The sequence below is a fragment of the Paenibacillus sp. V4I7 genome (genome assembly GCF_030817275.1).
Classification (GTDB): domain Bacteria; phylum Bacillota; class Bacilli; order Paenibacillales; family NBRC-103111; genus Paenibacillus_E.
Genome location: NZ_JAUSZD010000002.1, coordinates 2,462,811 through 2,477,018, shown reverse-complemented (window position 1 = coordinate 2,477,018; position 14,208 = coordinate 2,462,811). Strand labels below are relative to the sequence as shown.

The 14,208-nt window shown below is 43.1% G+C and carries 14 protein-coding genes; 3 read left to right on the top strand and 11 right to left on the bottom strand.

Translation table 11 applies throughout. The features are described from left to right. Nucleotides 1–23 precede the first annotated feature (23 nt). The 9 genes from QFZ80_RS12350 to QFZ80_RS12310 all read right to left on the bottom strand — a co-directional run bounded on the left by QFZ80_RS12350 (nucleotide 24) and on the right by QFZ80_RS12310 (nucleotide 9,786). Nucleotides 24–1,049 carry an ABC transporter substrate-binding protein gene (locus tag QFZ80_RS12350; protein ID WP_307546372.1) on the bottom strand — a complete coding sequence of 342 codons (1,026 nt, stop codon included), beginning with the start codon at nucleotides 1,047–1,049 and terminating at the stop codon, nucleotides 24–26. A gap of 332 nt (nucleotides 1,050–1,381) precedes the next feature. Continuing rightward, nucleotides 1,382–2,233, bottom strand: coding sequence for a patatin-like phospholipase family protein (locus tag QFZ80_RS12345; protein WP_307564098.1), 852 nt, complete (start codon nucleotides 2,231–2,233; stop codon nucleotides 1,382–1,384). A 125-nt stretch (nucleotides 2,234–2,358) separates the two neighbouring features. Then, the gene (locus QFZ80_RS12340; protein ID WP_307559119.1) at nucleotides 2,359–3,252 is read right to left on the bottom strand and encodes a metal ABC transporter permease; all 894 of its coding nucleotides are present in this window, start codon (nucleotides 3,250–3,252) and stop codon (nucleotides 2,359–2,361) included. Beyond that, the gene (locus QFZ80_RS12335; RefSeq protein ID WP_307546374.1) at nucleotides 3,245–4,192 is read right to left on the bottom strand and encodes a metal ABC transporter permease; all 948 of its coding nucleotides are present in this window, start codon (nucleotides 4,190–4,192) and stop codon (nucleotides 3,245–3,247) included. Before QFZ80_RS12335 ends, QFZ80_RS12340 begins: the two co-directional genes overlap by 8 nt. 14 nt (nucleotides 4,193–4,206) lie before the next feature. Beyond that, a complete protein-coding gene (locus tag QFZ80_RS12330) occupies nucleotides 4,207–4,968 on the bottom strand; it encodes a metal ABC transporter ATP-binding protein (RefSeq protein WP_307546375.1) in 762 nt (253 codons plus the stop codon). A gap of 51 nt (nucleotides 4,969–5,019) precedes the next feature. After that, nucleotides 5,020–5,985, bottom strand: a complete 966-nt coding sequence (locus QFZ80_RS12325) for a metal ABC transporter solute-binding protein, Zn/Mn family (RefSeq protein WP_307546376.1) — start codon at nucleotides 5,983–5,985, stop codon at nucleotides 5,020–5,022. Nucleotides 5,986–6,298: 313 nt separating this feature from the next. Further along, nucleotides 6,299–7,864 carry a DUF3369 domain-containing protein gene (locus tag QFZ80_RS12320; RefSeq protein ID WP_307559117.1) on the bottom strand — a complete coding sequence of 522 codons (1,566 nt, stop codon included), beginning with the start codon at nucleotides 7,862–7,864 and terminating at the stop codon, nucleotides 6,299–6,301. Further along, nucleotides 7,861–9,396 carry a sensor histidine kinase gene (locus QFZ80_RS12315; RefSeq protein ID WP_307559114.1) on the bottom strand — a complete coding sequence of 512 codons (1,536 nt, stop codon included), beginning with the start codon at nucleotides 9,394–9,396 and terminating at the stop codon, nucleotides 7,861–7,863. The genes QFZ80_RS12320 and QFZ80_RS12315 overlap by 4 nt, the downstream gene beginning before the upstream one ends. Before the next feature lie 9 nt (nucleotides 9,397–9,405). Then, on the bottom strand, nucleotides 9,406–9,786 hold the full coding sequence (locus tag QFZ80_RS12310; RefSeq protein WP_307559112.1) for a hypothetical protein: 381 nt from the start codon (nucleotides 9,784–9,786) through the stop codon (nucleotides 9,406–9,408). Between the two features lie 310 nt (nucleotides 9,787–10,096). On the opposite strand from QFZ80_RS12310, the gene QFZ80_RS12305 reads away from it, so the two are divergent. Beyond that, on the top strand, nucleotides 10,097–10,414 hold the full coding sequence (locus tag QFZ80_RS12305) for a hypothetical protein (RefSeq protein WP_307546380.1): 318 nt from the start codon (nucleotides 10,097–10,099) through the stop codon (nucleotides 10,412–10,414). Nucleotides 10,415–10,524: 110 nt separating this feature from the next. Further along, complete coding sequence (gene udk / locus QFZ80_RS12300; RefSeq protein WP_261300854.1) at nucleotides 10,525–11,160, top strand: uridine kinase; 636 nt, start codon at nucleotides 10,525–10,527, stop codon at nucleotides 11,158–11,160. A gap of 54 nt (nucleotides 11,161–11,214) precedes the next feature. On the opposite strand, the gene QFZ80_RS12295 is transcribed toward udk, so the two are convergent. Continuing rightward, nucleotides 11,215–12,372, bottom strand: a complete 1,158-nt coding sequence (locus QFZ80_RS12295; RefSeq protein ID WP_307555541.1) for an MFS transporter — start codon at nucleotides 12,370–12,372, stop codon at nucleotides 11,215–11,217. Further along, nucleotides 12,362–12,904, bottom strand: coding sequence for a hypothetical protein (locus QFZ80_RS12290; RefSeq protein WP_307546381.1), 543 nt, complete (start codon nucleotides 12,902–12,904; stop codon nucleotides 12,362–12,364). The genes QFZ80_RS12295 and QFZ80_RS12290 overlap by 11 nt, the downstream gene beginning before the upstream one ends. A 160-nt stretch (nucleotides 12,905–13,064) precedes the next feature. Between QFZ80_RS12290 and QFZ80_RS12285 the strand changes: the two genes are divergently transcribed. Continuing rightward, the gene (locus tag QFZ80_RS12285; protein ID WP_307546382.1) at nucleotides 13,065–14,180 is read left to right on the top strand and encodes an aminopeptidase; all 1,116 of its coding nucleotides are present in this window, start codon (nucleotides 13,065–13,067) and stop codon (nucleotides 14,178–14,180) included. Nucleotides 14,181–14,208 lie beyond the last annotated feature (28 nt).

Sequence of the window (14,208 nt, the reverse complement as noted above, 5' to 3'; positions counted from 1 at the left end):
AGTGCCTCCTCCAACAAATCGTGCTATTTTGGGCTTTCCGGTAAGAACTTGTTCGTGAATGCAGCATCTACATCGATATTTTTCTCGAGCAGCTTATGATCTAGCATCCAATTCGCATAATTTTCCCATACGGATTTTTTTTGTTCGCCCCAACGAGCAGCATCATCTTGATAACGTGGGCTGAGCCATTTTTGACTGGCAAGCACAAGTTTTTTATCTAGATCAGGAACCGCTTTGATCAAAATGTTAGCAGCATCTTCTGGCTTGCTGATAGCAAATTGATACCCTTTCGATGCAGCCGCCATGAAGGCCTTCACGAGCTCAGGCTTCTCTTTGATCATTTTCTCATTCGTCGCAAGAACCGGTGTATAGTAATCCAGTTTATCCGAATATTTGTTCAAATAAATCATATTCAGCGGCTCGCCACGCAACTCGGCATCTACACCTGTCCAAGCGTAGTAAATCCAAGCGAAATCAATATCCCGTTTCACGGCTGTGAAATAATCGGCATCACCGATGTTCACGATCTTCACTTTGCTCGGATCTGCTTTCTCAGATTGCATAAGCGAGTCGATCATCGCACTTTCTGCCGGAGCCCCCCAACCGCCATACGTTTTCCCCTGGAAATCCTTGGGCGACTTGATGTTCTTCGCTACCGGAGATGCAAAACCGGATGTGTTATGCTGAATCACCGCAGCAATGGAAACCAACGGTACACCTTGAATTCGTCCTTGTGTGATGCTTTCTTGATAACTGACACCGAACTCCGCAGCCCCTGAAGCAACCATGGCATCGGCTCCGCCTTCGCCGGGAGCAATAATTTCTACATTTAGTCCCTCTTTTTCAAAAAAGCCTTGATCCTTTGCGACATATAGCCCCGTATGGTTCGTATTTGGCGTCCAGTCCAGAACAACCTTCACGTTCGTTAACGGCTTGGCCGTTTGGTTTGCAGTTTGGTTTGACGGCTGTTCTGCCGTTTTATTGCCGCAACCAGCCAAGGCTACGGTTAAGCTAACTAGCATAAGTGGTGCAATTTTCTTCCATTTCATTCTTTGTTTCCCCTCTCCACATCTCTATTTAACCACAAGAAAAAGCCCCCGTTATCCGGGAGCGCCATGAGTAGAAAATGATAAACCCATTCGAAACAGATCGAATGAACGTGCATTTATTGGAGTTCTCTACGCTGGCATTACCCAGATCAGATTAACGGTGAGTGACAATGACGGTCACAATCTCAGCCTGACTTCTCAAGCTCCCGTGGGTTCTTATTGGTTTGTTTATACCATACCTCATGTTCGTACTTATTGCAAACAGAAATGAGCTTTGGTGCTTAAGGTGCAATTTTTTGATTCGATTTTTCCATGTATACAGCTCTTTACGTTCAACTAAGTAACCATTCTTTCATCTGTGATCCCATTCGTTTCGCATCCTGATACCCAAGCTCGTGCAGCGACTCTAGTTTCTTAGGATCCTTTTCCATACGGCCTACTACTACTTTGGACGAAGGTCGTATGATGATCGCACTTCCATCCGCTTCCATTCGTTCAATGGTTTCTAAAGTTCCATTATAGATTTCACTTCGATTGACAAGTACATTTACAAGACCGTTATAAGCCGGATAGAAACTTTTAGCTAGCCACCGCTGCTTAAAGGGACTCTTGCGATACCCCTGTTCTTTGGTTAGCACAATGATATGCTTTTTGTTCCCGTCAGCAAGAGACTTTTTCACAGGAATCGGATCTACTAAGCCGCCGTCAAACAAGGTCCGACCTTCATAATGAATGGGTGTGGCTACGAATGGCAATGAACTTGATGCTTGAATAATCGGCATGGTTTGCTGCATGAGTTGATGCTTCGTGTAATAAATGGGTTCGCCCGTATGCGCATCGGTTGTACCGATGGCGAACTGCTGCGGCGAGTTATAGAAGGCATCGTAATCAAACGGTACCAACTTATTTGGCAACTCATTGAATATGAAATCCATCCCAAAAATGCTTTTATGACGGAATAAATTGCGATAGCTTAAATATCTGTGATCCCTAATATAACCAATCGTTACTTTTTTATTGCGCCCGGGTTGTTTGGAAATATACGAAACGGCGTTGCATGCCCCTGCGGATACTCCAACCACATAAGGAAAATATAAATCCTGTTCCATAAAGTATTCCAAGACTCCTGCGGTGTATACGCCTCGCATACCTCCGCCTTCCAGTACGAGTCCAATTCCTTCCATGGTCACACCTTCTTTCTCCTTCTCTCTGTCTCTAGCCCCTTTCTAGCATACAGGAAATGTCAATTAAAAGAAATGCTCCTCCATCTCCGTAAAAGAGACAAAGAAGCAGATTTCATACCACTTTATTAGACGGATTCAGGAATTACCCCTGATAATCCACGTTTTTGGCGAATTTTACGGATGATCAGTCCATTGGTCGGCGACAATAGGAAAGCAATAACGAACATGACCCCTGCCACACTAATCATACAACCTGCAATGGAAGCATCGAGTAAGTAGGCTACGAAGTAGCCAGCTATTGAACTGATAACCCCTACAGTCACACTCAATACGATCATTACACTAAGTTTTTCAGTTAAAAGATAGGCTGTAGCCGCAGGTACAATCAACATACCGACAACGAGAATCGCACCCACACTTTCGAATGAAGCAACTGTCGTAATGGATACTAAACCCATTAACAGATAATGAAATAACAAAACTGGAATGCCCACTGCTGCAGCAAGTGCTGGATCGAATGAACAGAGTTTAAACTGTTTATAAAAGAGCCCAATCACAACACTGCTAAGAAGAAGAGCAAACCCTACTGCCCATACGGCTTTTGGTCCGATGCTCACACCGCCAACTTCAATGGTATTCCATGGCACATAGGCGATTTCTCCATATAGGACACAATCCAAATCCAGATCGATTTGTCTTGTATACAAACTGACAAGAACAACGCCTATGGAGAACATGGCTGTGAATACGACTCCGATTGAAGCATCAGATTGAACACCGCTTTGTTGGAAAAGCTGGATTAAGAATACCGTTATAAGACCGATTACGGCAGCACCAATCAGCATAAAGATAGAACCTCTAGAGCCGCTGATCAGGAAAGCGATGACGATCCCCGGAAGCACGGAATGACTGATGGCATCGCCGATCATGGCCATTTTACGCAAGACGAGGAAGCAGCCTACTAAAGAACAAGCAGCAGCGACAAGAGCAGCAGTTAAGATAATCCACAGATCATTCAACTTGGCTCACCCCTTTTGCCTTAACGTAGGACTCTGCTTCTGTATCTTTTTGGATCTTTTGTTTCATGGAAGACTGTCGGATAAGTTTAATAACAAGTCCCCGTTTCGGAGCAAAAAAGAGGGAAATTACGAATAGGACCGTCGCTGCTAACACACTAAGTGGACCTGTTGGCAAATTACTTCCCATCGTACTGAGATATGTCCCTACGAATCCGCTGAAAGCCCCAAATAGTCCAGACAAGATGACCATTAGGCCTAATCTCTCCGTCCAATATCTAGCCGCTACAGCAGGTGTAATCAACAATGCCGCCATCAAGACGACGCCTACCGCTTGAATCCCCACAACAACAGCAACGACAATGAGAAACATCATGAAGTGATCCAGAATCCCAACAGGAAAACCTAATCCTCGTGCATATCCAGGATCAAAACTTAATAATTTAAATTCTTTAAAAAACAATGTACAAATACCAACTAATAGGAATGAAATGATAGCCATTGTAATGACATCAGAGTTAACCATCGATGCCGCTTGACCGAATAAAAATTTATCTAAGCCGCTTTGATTGCCGCTTGAGCTATGCTGAATTTGTGTTAACAATACAATACCTACCCCAAAAAACACGGATAATACGATACCTAAAGCCGAATCCTGCTTGATTTTGGAATACCGTGTTATCCATCCGATACTTAGTGTGGCAAGTAAGCCCGCCGCGGCTGCACCGATCAAGAAGAAAAAGATCGATTTGGATCCTGTTATCATGAAGGCGACGCATACACCCGGAAGGGCTGCATGGGACAAAGCATCTCCCATTAACGATTGTTTGCGTAAATAAGCAAAACTTCCTAACACCCCGCTGCTTAGTCCTAGTAATGAGCAACCGAGTAATATCCATCGCGCATTCGGATCTAACCATAAGTGAAGTAAAGAGTCCAACATGTTGTTCACCTCTTTTATCCTAGTTGCGTCGCGGCATCTTCCCGATCCCAGATCGCTAGTTTACCGCCATACGTTTGCTGTAATTTATCTTTTGTAAATACTTCATTCGTCGGCCCAATGTCCACAATTCCCACATTAAGTAAGATAACCCAATCGAAATACTCTTTAACGGTGGATAAATCATGGTGAACTACCAACACCGTCTTCCCTTGTTTCTTAAGTTCTCCGAGCAGCGTAATAATCGCTTTTTCCGTAGCGGCATCTACACCCACGAAAGGTTCATCCATAAAATATAAACTAGCATCTTGTGCGAGTGCTCTCGCCAAGAAAATACGCTGCTGCTGACCACCAGAAAGTTGACTAATTTGTCTATCTGCGAAGTCAGCCATTCCAACTTTCTCTAAACAAGACATCGCGATTTGTTTTTCTTTGTTTCCCGGTCTGCGGAACCAACCCAGATGACCATACCGCCCCATCGTTACAACATCAAGGGCATTGGTCGGGAAATCCCAATCAACCGATTCACGCTGAGGCACATAACCAACAAGATGGCGCTGCTCTTTGTAGGGCTTTCCATATATCTTCACTTCGCCGGATAGACTTGGAATCAAGCCCAGAGCTGCTTTAATTAATGTGGATTTCCCTGCACCATTCGGACCGATAATTCCAATCAATTTACCTTCCGGGATAGTCAATGACACTTGCTCCAGAACGGGCTTCTTATGATAAGCAACAGTCATATTTTGTATCGATAGCGGCGCGTGCGTTTGTTTCATGTTCAATCCTCCTAAGCCATTCTATATGCAAAACATTCTTAGCAGCGACTGCTATTTCAGAGCGTTAACTATGGTATCTACATTGTGACGAACCATGCCTATATAAGTGCCTTCTGGCGTTCCTATTTTGCCCATGGCGTCAGAGAACAATTCTCCGCCAATTTGAATTTGGTGCCCCTTTTCCTTCGCTCCTTGAATGACCGCTTCAATCGATTTCTTAGGAACACTGGATTCAACGAATACAGCTTTCACCTTTTTCTCGACTAAGAAATCTCTGAGCTGACTTACATCCTTGGAACCGTACTCCGATGCTGTACTGATCCCTTGAAGTCCCTTAACTTGAATGTGATACGCATCTCCGAAGTAACCGAAAGCATCATGTGCCGTTACTAGAACCCGGGATGCCTCTGGAATTGAGGCGATTTGTTCAGTCGCATAGCGATCTAATTCTTGAAGCTTAGCTAGATACGCGGCTGCATTGTTCTTGTAATCTTCCTTATGGGTTGGATCCAACTCACTTAAGGAATCTCGTACTTGCTCTGTAGCCTTCATCCAAAGCTTTACATTAAACCAAATGTGCGGATCATATTCCGTTTCCATCTCGGCTCCGGACCGCAATTCTTTGCGATCGATTTTATCAGCTACGGCTACCGTAGGTTTTTGCTTACCCATCTTTTCCAAAATCTCAACCATTTTGCCTTCTAAGTGCAGTCCATTATAGAAAATGATTTGCGCATCATCTAACTTTTTAATATCGCCTTGCGAAGCTTTATATAAATGCGGGTCCACCCCAGCACTCATAAGCCCGGTTACTTTCACATGAGTGGTACCAACATTTTCAACAATATCTGTAATCATACCTACAGTTGTGGTAACTTTAATTTCCTTCTCCGTTGAAGCCGATGTTGATGATGGTGTTTTTTCATTATTCGCACACGCTGACACGGTCATCATAATGCCTAGTAATGCAACAGCAGCACTCTTTTTCCAAAAACCTTTTACAGTCATCACGTTCATATAATTATGTCCTCCCCGATTCGTTCAACTTTTCTCATTATCTTATTAAATTGTACAAGCTCACATTTGTTGACTAAAGGCAACTCTCTAGGTACATTATTACCCAAACTCACAAATGTTGCAATAGGGAAACACATTTTCGTCGATACATTTTTTTTATCCGAACCCATCTTTTCACGAGCTGTCGTTTATCAAGCTGTATACACCTAAAAAAAGCCCCTGTCCAAGGACAAGGGCTCCGGTTCATTTAGGTTTGGTTTTGCTAGTATGAAAAGGCTATTCGCATATTATGCTATTCAGATAATTAATGCCGTTAACGCTGCTCCTTGTAGAACTCCTTGATGACCAGGAACTCATCCAAATGCTTAATGAATAGATCTACGATTACAGGATCGAAATGACGTCCGCGTTCCGTTTTAAGTAAATCCATCACGCGATCAAGTTCCCAAGCTTTCTTATAAACACGATCACTGCATAGAGCGTCAAATACATCAGCTAATGCGGTTATACGACCATAGAGATGTATCTCGTCGCCGCGAAGTCCTTGCGGATACCCTGTTCCATCGTAACGCTCATGATGCTGCTGCGCGATGATCGCTGCGGCATTTAAGACTTGCTTGTTCGAATGCTTGAGCATTTCGTACCCAAGATTCGAATGAGTTTTCATAATATCGAATTCTTCACTTGTCAGCGATCCAGGCTTATTTAAAATCGCATCTGGTATGCCAACTTTACCAACATCATGCATCGGAGAAGCCAAGCGAATGACTTCAGCTTCCTGCTCAGATAATCCATACTTAATGGCCAGCAAACGGGAGTATTCGGCAACTCTTTTCACATGGTGTCCCGTTTCCTTGGATCTGGTTTCCGTGATTTCGCCCATCGTATAAATAATTTCTTGCTGTGTGCTTTCTAGCTCTTCATTTAAATAAATATTTTCAAAAGCCACAGAAACATTCGCACAATAAATATCAACTAAATAATGCTCCCACTCACTGAGTGCTTTGAATCCATTCATGTAAATGACATTTTCCATACCCATCTTACTTTGAAAATAAATCACAAAGCGATCCGATGCGAAGCTGCTTTTTTTGGAATGAAAGGCATGTTCAATCTCTTCGAGTACATCAGAAGGAACAACATCCCGCGCTCGTTCGTCTTGATTGGATGCATAGTCCCCGCTCGCTGCTAGGATATAAATATCTTCGACACCTTTGGTAACAGCAAAGCTGCAATGCAGCGCATTTTTATGTAAGTTAACGATGGATGTCATTTGTGTCAAAACACCGGAAGCAAATTTCTTCATAGATTGCAGCTCGAATAGCGAAGCAGAGGACTTAATAATCTCCTCCAAGCCTGATCTGCTTTTCTCAATCGTTTTAATATCACGATAAGAACGAAGCGCCGTAACCACAGTCGTGAACAGCTTTTGTGTTGTGAGTTCTGTCTTTTCTTTATAATCATTAATGTCGTAATCCATAATGACCGTGCGCTCAGGTGCTTGACCTGGCTGACCTGTCCGCAAAATAATACGTATCGCCTGATTATTCAATTCTTCGCGTATGTACTTAACAATTTGAAGCCCTGCATCATCTTGCTCCATGACAACATCTAAAAGAATTAATGAGGCATTCGGCTGTTGTTTTAATAGCTGTTTGGCTTCTAAAGCCGAATAAGCACTATGGAATTCCAGCTTCTTACCATCAAATTCGAAATCTTGTAGAACCATTTTGGTCACTTGATGGATTTGTTTCTCATCATCAACAATGAGTAAGACCCAAGGGTCTTGTTCGATCGTAACTTCCTCAGCTGAATCGGTCTCTTCTTCCTCAGCAAAAAGAAGCTCATCCTGGTCCACTAACCCATCTTGTCCTGTCATTGCACGGCTTCCTCCTCTTTCGGAATCGTAATGGTAAATAAACTTCCTTGTCCCAAGGTACTAGAACCTTCGATGGTTCCATTCAGTGATTGTGTTACGAGATTATAGACAATATTCATCCCTAACCCTGTTCCGCCTTTGCCGCGGCTCGTTGTGAAAAAAGGATCGAAAATTTGATCTAGAACTTCTTGCGTCATCCCTTTACCATCATCTGTATACGACAGGATAATATAGTCTTGATGATCTTCAACACGTATGGTTAAACTGCCTTCTTCCTCAGTCGCATAGGCGTGGTTCAAAGAATTCATAACTAAATTCGTAATAATTTGTGATAAAGCGCCTGGATATGTGTAAAGAATCAGCTCATTCTCGCAATAGACATCTACTCGGAGCCTTGTTTTCTTGAGCGTAGGTTTCAAGCTTGAGATGATGCCCTCTAAATATTCCTTCAAATGAAAGGTGCGCTTGACTTCAACGCTTTGATCTACTGAAATTTGTTTAAAGCTGCGCACCAAGGAAGAAGCGCGTTCCAAATTGGACTGCACCATGGTATTCGTCTCTTGGGTAATGGAAAGGAACTGTTCAAGGTCCGACTTTTTCATTTTCCCCGTCTCATACAGGCTCTTAAATTCCTTCGTCCTTTGATCCAAATAACTTATTGCGGTTACACCGATCCCGATTGGTGTATTGATTTCATGAGAAACACCGGCAACCAGATTGCCCAAGGCTCCCATTTTCTCCGATTGAACAAGTTGGTCCTGTGTCACCTGCAGCGTTTTTAGTACCTGTTGAAGCTCATGGTAGCGTTCATCCAAATTTTTGACCATGTCATTAAAAGCTTCAGACACTTCTTCGATTTCTGGGGAGGCTTTGAACTGCAGCGTAGGAAGGTCTCCTCCTTGCTTGACAACAAGCGCGGCTTCACGAAGTCGACTTAATGGACGAATAACAATTCTTCGCAAAATAAGCCATAGCAATATTGATAAAACAATAGCAATACTGATTCCCACAATCAGAATAAGTTTCGTTCGCTTTTTCAGCAGCGCGGTTTCCTCGGAGGAATCAAAAATAACTTCTACCGCACCTACAACAAGACCATCCTCCTGGAGAGGCGCCGTCAGACGGACAACCGGTTTATCCGTTTGCGCCATAGGCATACGGTCAACTATGGTTTGATCCTGCTTAGGAATAACTATACTAGAATATGGCAGATGATTACCAACTTCAGAACGATTGGAAGCCGCCAGAATAACGCCTTGTGTATCGTATAACTTCATCTCGAGAACACGTGTATTCTTATATTGAATGTAATCAAATATTTGCTGTACATCTGTAACGGAACGAGATTCTTCATAGCGTCCATTGATGGCAATCGTCATGCCGCTTATTTGACTCACATAGGCTTCTCGAATGGATTGATTTAAACTTATGGTATCGAAGACCATCATGGTTGAGAGCATACCCACCGTAACTGAAGTGACGAGGAAAACAATTCTTTTCTGTAAGCTCAAACTCTTCGGAAGAAATGGCATGGGATACTCCTACTTCACTTCAAACGTGATCGTCTTGCTTACATCGTAAGGCGTATGATCGTTATTATGTAAGGAAACTTTTAATTCATGAGGACCTTTGCTTAAATGTTCATAACCTTTTTCAGTGGTCGTCATGACTTCTTTTTCTTTTTTGTCCAAGGAAACATGAACGTGCCCTTCCCCTTGCTTGCGCTGTTGATCGTAATGCTCTTTGGAAAGCTTAAGGTCAGTTGTAATTCGAAGGGTAGCTGCATCTCCATTAACAGTCGTACTTACTTCTAAGGTAGGTGTGTACGAATTTGCCGGTGCAGTATTGGTTTTTGATGATCCACACCCGGAAATACTTAGTGTAACAACTACAATTATACAAAAACCTTTCCATGTTCTCATCATTTCATCCCCTATTTAGACCCTAATTGTCTAATCATGTCAAAAAAAAGCTATCTTCTCTAGCTTATGAATATTCTAGCGGTTTGTCCACTTTTATTTTGGAAACAATAGCCTTTTCACGCAATTGATTTTGTATTCGAAATTTTCTGACTTTTCATGTCGAATTATCATAAGTACGCTCACATTTTGCGCTTCCCCAGGAAATAATTTCATTTCCCAAATCAAGAATGATTTCCCCAGCTTTGGAGCAATGTAGTAAAGTCGCTGTTCTTTTTTACCCATAACAATTATCCTTAGGAGGCATTCCCCTATGACAGAAACTCGTCAGCATCAGCAGCCGCTTCAGCACGCCATTGACGCAGCAGATCATGCTATACTCCAAGCTCAAGACGCCGAGCATCAACTGCAAGTAGCCATAACACAGGCCAACCCTCGATCTATTCAATCTGCACAAGCAGCACTTACAGAAGCTAAACAACAAGTTCATGAAGCACATGAGCAGCTTCAAACTTTTAACAATGATGAATATGGCCAGCAGATAAAGCAAACCATGGAGCAATTGACGCAAGCTTCTCAAGATATCGAGGCCAATCAAGAGAAGTTCCATACCCAGAAGCAAATTCGATAAGGTATCAAGGCAAAAGGTGATCGAAATTCGATCGCTTTTTCTTTTTATATGAACATTATGTTAAACTACGGAGGAAGGTTTTCAAGTTATTTGGGGAGGCACTACATTTCATGCTCGTTATCGGAATTGCCGGTGGTACCGGTTCAGGAAAAACTACTGTAGCTCGATCCATCATTACCAAGCTAGGATCCACGAACGTGACATTAATTTCACAAGATAATTATTATCTTCATCATAGTGGTCTTACTTTAGAAGAACGGGAACGTATTAATTATGATCATCCCCGTGCCTTCGAGAACGCCTTGCTGCTCAAGCATTTAAATGAATTGAAAAGCGGCAATGCCGTGGACATACCTGTGTACGATTTCTCACAACATGCGCGCTCTGAAGAAACAATTCGTATCGAGGTAAAGCCGATTGTGCTGCTCGAAGGCATTCATGTCTTAACAGACGAGGAGCTGCGCGGCGCTTTGAACATCAAGGTGTTCGTTGATACAGATCCGGACGTTCGTATTCTGCGCCGACTTTCCCGAGATATTAATGAACGAGGACGTACGCTGCAATCTGTCTTTGATCAATATTTGACGACCGTTAAGCCGATGCATGACGCATTCATTGAGCCGTCCAAGAAATATGCTGACATTATTATTCCTGAGGGCGGAGAAAATCAAATTGGGATTTCTATGTTAACTATTTTGACAGAGCGGTATATGACGGATCAAGCAGCAAGCTATGAAATAGGCTAAATGTTGGCTAAATGAAAAGGACACCAAACCTTGATTAGGTTTAGTGTCTTTTTTTCATACAGATTGACGTCGAAAAGTAAACCCAGATAGAGCAAATAAGACATAGATAAGGCCTATCAAATAAAAAATACTGGCTGTGCTAATATAACGGATAGCTAGTCCTCCCATTAAAGGGCCGGCTATACTCCCTAAGCTGTACTGGATAGAAGCAAGTACATTTGCAGTAGGAACTAAATGTCTAGGCAGTATGTCTGCCGCATAGGCCAAACCTAGTGAGAAAAACGAGCCCACCATGCCCCCGGCAACGCCGAAACAGAGTCCAATCAACCAAAGATTCGAGCCTGCAAACGGAATACATAGAAATGCGATGGAGCCAATGAGGCCACTCACAATAAGGATACTCTTCCGCCCCACACGATCACTCCAAATCCCTAGCGGCAGCTGCATGATGAGACCCCCTACCCCCATGATGGGCAGCAGAACACCAATATTAGATTCCGTGAGACCTGTACGCAGTCCATAAATCGGAAAGTTGCTGTTCATCGAGGCTTCCATATAGCCATAGAGTAAGGAGGTAATGAGCGGGAACCAAGCGATTGCCAATACCTTTGAAGCACGCTTATGCACCGCCTCCACTTTGTCCAGTTGCTCTGGCTTCTCATTGGATAACTGCCATACAAGCGTCAGAACAATTAAAAAAAAGCAGCTGGTCGTCAAAAAGGGCACCCAACTACCTGATTTGAGTAAGGTAATTCCTATAGGTCCTAAGCTAAAACCAACACCATAAGCCATGCCGTATAAAGAGATATTACGTCCTCTACGCTCTTTAGGGCTTGATGTAACGATCCATAACTGCGTTGCATAATGCAGAGCGCTATCCCCAATCCCTACAAACAAACGAAGTACAAACCAGAAACCAATCTGCTGCCATACCGGGAACAAACAAGTTGCCAGGATGACCAGTCCCATCCCAACGATGATGACTGGCTTATATCCGAATCTTCGCACAGGCCTTTCTATGAAGAACATCGTGGAGAAAATACCTATATAAAGCGCTGCAGCATTCAGACCATTGGCTTCCGTTGATACACCTGAACGATCCAAAAGGATCGTTAGCAGCGGCATGAGCATACCTTGACTCATCCCTGCCACGATAACGACCATAATTAATATGATTAATTTGTTACTCGAGATCCGTTGTTCAAGAGCCATTTCCAAAATCCACAGCTTCCCATCTCTCCGCGTATTCATTCAGCTTACCATGGAGGGGAACATGGAATTGATTGATGATGACGAGTCTTACTTTTCTGATCCATTCCTTGAAGGAAGGATACGTAACGAATAGATTCGCATAACGGTCACTCATGTACACGAAATGGGGCCCGGGCGTTTTATCCGTCAAAAATTTCAAAGATGTATCTATCGGTGTGTACTTCTTACGCTTCCCTTCCCACTTATCCAAGTCCAATTGAAGGGTGGATTCCACTTGTTCCAAGAGGCTTTCCAAATGCTTCACACGGGCATAATAAGGCTGCTGACAAGGTATGTCCATTCTCCGAAGTGTTTCCTCATGCTGGGGATAAAAGATAGCTCGAACGAACTTTCTTTCCTCCGCCCATCTGGTAAAAGCGTGCAGTTCTGTCTCCGTCCAGTCCTCAAAAGTTTCAAATAATAAGACTGTTCCTTTATGAGTTTCCGCCGGAGGTTCGTACCCGAATGGTACTTTAATCTGATCTCTTGCCATTGCGTCCTCCTCTAGTTGTCATTTCTGTTGTCTGTTTTGCCTTGATATATTGTAGCATACCCTACTAAGTTCCACGAAATCATTAGTCTTTATTGGCTTAAGAACGCCTGTTGCGATATAATTTGTAAGTACCTATATTCAATTAAGGGAGACCTAAAGAATGAGAGACCCAAGACTTCAAACCTTTGCCCGAAATATAATCAATTATTCAGTTAGCCTGGGGCCTGGTGAGAACATACTGATTGAAATGATTGGAGTCAAAGACCCCGAACTCGCCAAATGCTTCATTGAAGAAGTATATGCCGTTGGCGGTAAACCTTTCATCGAGCTGCGTGATCCAGCAATTATGAGAAGCTTACAAATGACCGGTACCCAAGAGCTATTTAGCCAATGGTCCGAATTTGAGCTTGCACGGATGAAGCAGATGGATGCTTATGTAGCCGTCCGCAGTGGTGATAATATTACCGAATCGTCCGATGTACCCGATGATCAAATGAGGCTCTATCTGAAATACTTCCAGCGTCCTCTCTTCGACGAACGCATTAACAATACGAAATGGTGCGTCATGCGTTATCCAAATCCTTCGATGGCTCAGCTGGCCGGCAAAAGCACTGAGGCTTTCGAAGATTTCTACTTCAATGTATGTAATCTCGATTACAGCAAAATGGCTGTAGCTATGGAGTCACTTGTCGACCTGATGAACCGTACAGACCGCGTTCGCCTTGTTGGCAAAGGGACTGACATTAGCTTCTCGATCAAAAATATTGGAGCCGTCCCTTGCTCTGGTCTGAGAAACATACCTGATGGTGAAGTATACACAGCGCCTGTGAAGGACTCCGTTAATGGTGTAATTAGCTATAACACACCTACGATATATTCCGGCACTTCCTTTGAAAACATTGTATTAAAATTCGAAAATGGCCGTATTATTGAAGCTACCAGCAATGACACGAAGAAATTGAATGATATCCTGGATACTGATGATGGTGCTCGATTTATCGGCGAATTCGCAATTGGCGTAAACCCCTACATCCAACATCCAATGAAAGATATTTTATTCGATGAGAAAATTGATGGCAGCATTCACTTTACTCCAGGTCAAGCTTATGAGACAGCGGATAATACGAACCGCTCCTCCGTTCACTGGGATATGGTGCTTATCCAGCGTCCCGAATATGGCGGCGGCGAAATCTACTTTGATGATGTTCTCATTCGCAAAGACGGACGCTTCGTCATCCCTGAACTGGAAAAACTCAACCCAGAAAACTTAATGTAGTTAATTTTAAAAAAGCAGCTGCTGCTTC

Excerpts from the sequence above, each read along its gene's own strand:
- QFZ80_RS12350 (WP_307546372.1), bottom strand. The coding sequence starts at position 1,049 with ATGAAATGGAAGAAAATTGCACCACTTATGCTAGTTAGCTTAACCGTA.
- QFZ80_RS12345 (WP_307564098.1), bottom strand. The coding sequence starts at position 2,233 with ATGGAAGGAATTGGACTCGTACTGGAAGGCGGAGGTATGCGAGGCGTA.
- QFZ80_RS12335 (WP_307546374.1), bottom strand. The coding sequence starts at position 4,192 with ATGTTGGACTCTTTACTTCACTTATGGTTAGATCCGAATGCGCGATGG.
- QFZ80_RS12330 (WP_307546375.1), bottom strand. The coding sequence starts at position 4,968 with ATGAAACAAACGCACGCGCCGCTATCGATACAAAATATGACTGTTGCT.
- QFZ80_RS12325 (WP_307546376.1), bottom strand. The coding sequence starts at position 5,985 with ATGAACGTGATGACTGTAAAAGGTTTTTGGAAAAAGAGTGCTGCTGTT.
- QFZ80_RS12320 (WP_307559117.1), bottom strand. The coding sequence starts at position 7,864 with ATGACAGGACAAGATGGGTTAGTGGACCAGGATGAGCTTCTTTTTGCT.
- QFZ80_RS12315 (WP_307559114.1), bottom strand. The coding sequence starts at position 9,396 with ATGCCATTTCTTCCGAAGAGTTTGAGCTTACAGAAAAGAATTGTTTTC.
- QFZ80_RS12310 (WP_307559112.1), bottom strand. The coding sequence starts at position 9,786 with ATGAGAACATGGAAAGGTTTTTGTATAATTGTAGTTGTTACACTAAGT.
- QFZ80_RS12305 (WP_307546380.1), top strand. The coding sequence starts at position 10,097 with ATGACAGAAACTCGTCAGCATCAGCAGCCGCTTCAGCACGCCATTGAC.
- udk (WP_261300854.1), top strand. The coding sequence starts at position 10,525 with ATGCTCGTTATCGGAATTGCCGGTGGTACCGGTTCAGGAAAAACTACT.
- QFZ80_RS12295 (WP_307555541.1), bottom strand. The coding sequence starts at position 12,372 with ATGGCTCTTGAACAACGGATCTCGAGTAACAAATTAATCATATTAATT.
- QFZ80_RS12290 (WP_307546381.1), bottom strand. The coding sequence starts at position 12,904 with ATGGCAAGAGATCAGATTAAAGTACCATTCGGGTACGAACCTCCGGCG.
- QFZ80_RS12285 (WP_307546382.1), top strand. The coding sequence starts at position 13,065 with ATGAGAGACCCAAGACTTCAAACCTTTGCCCGAAATATAATCAATTAT.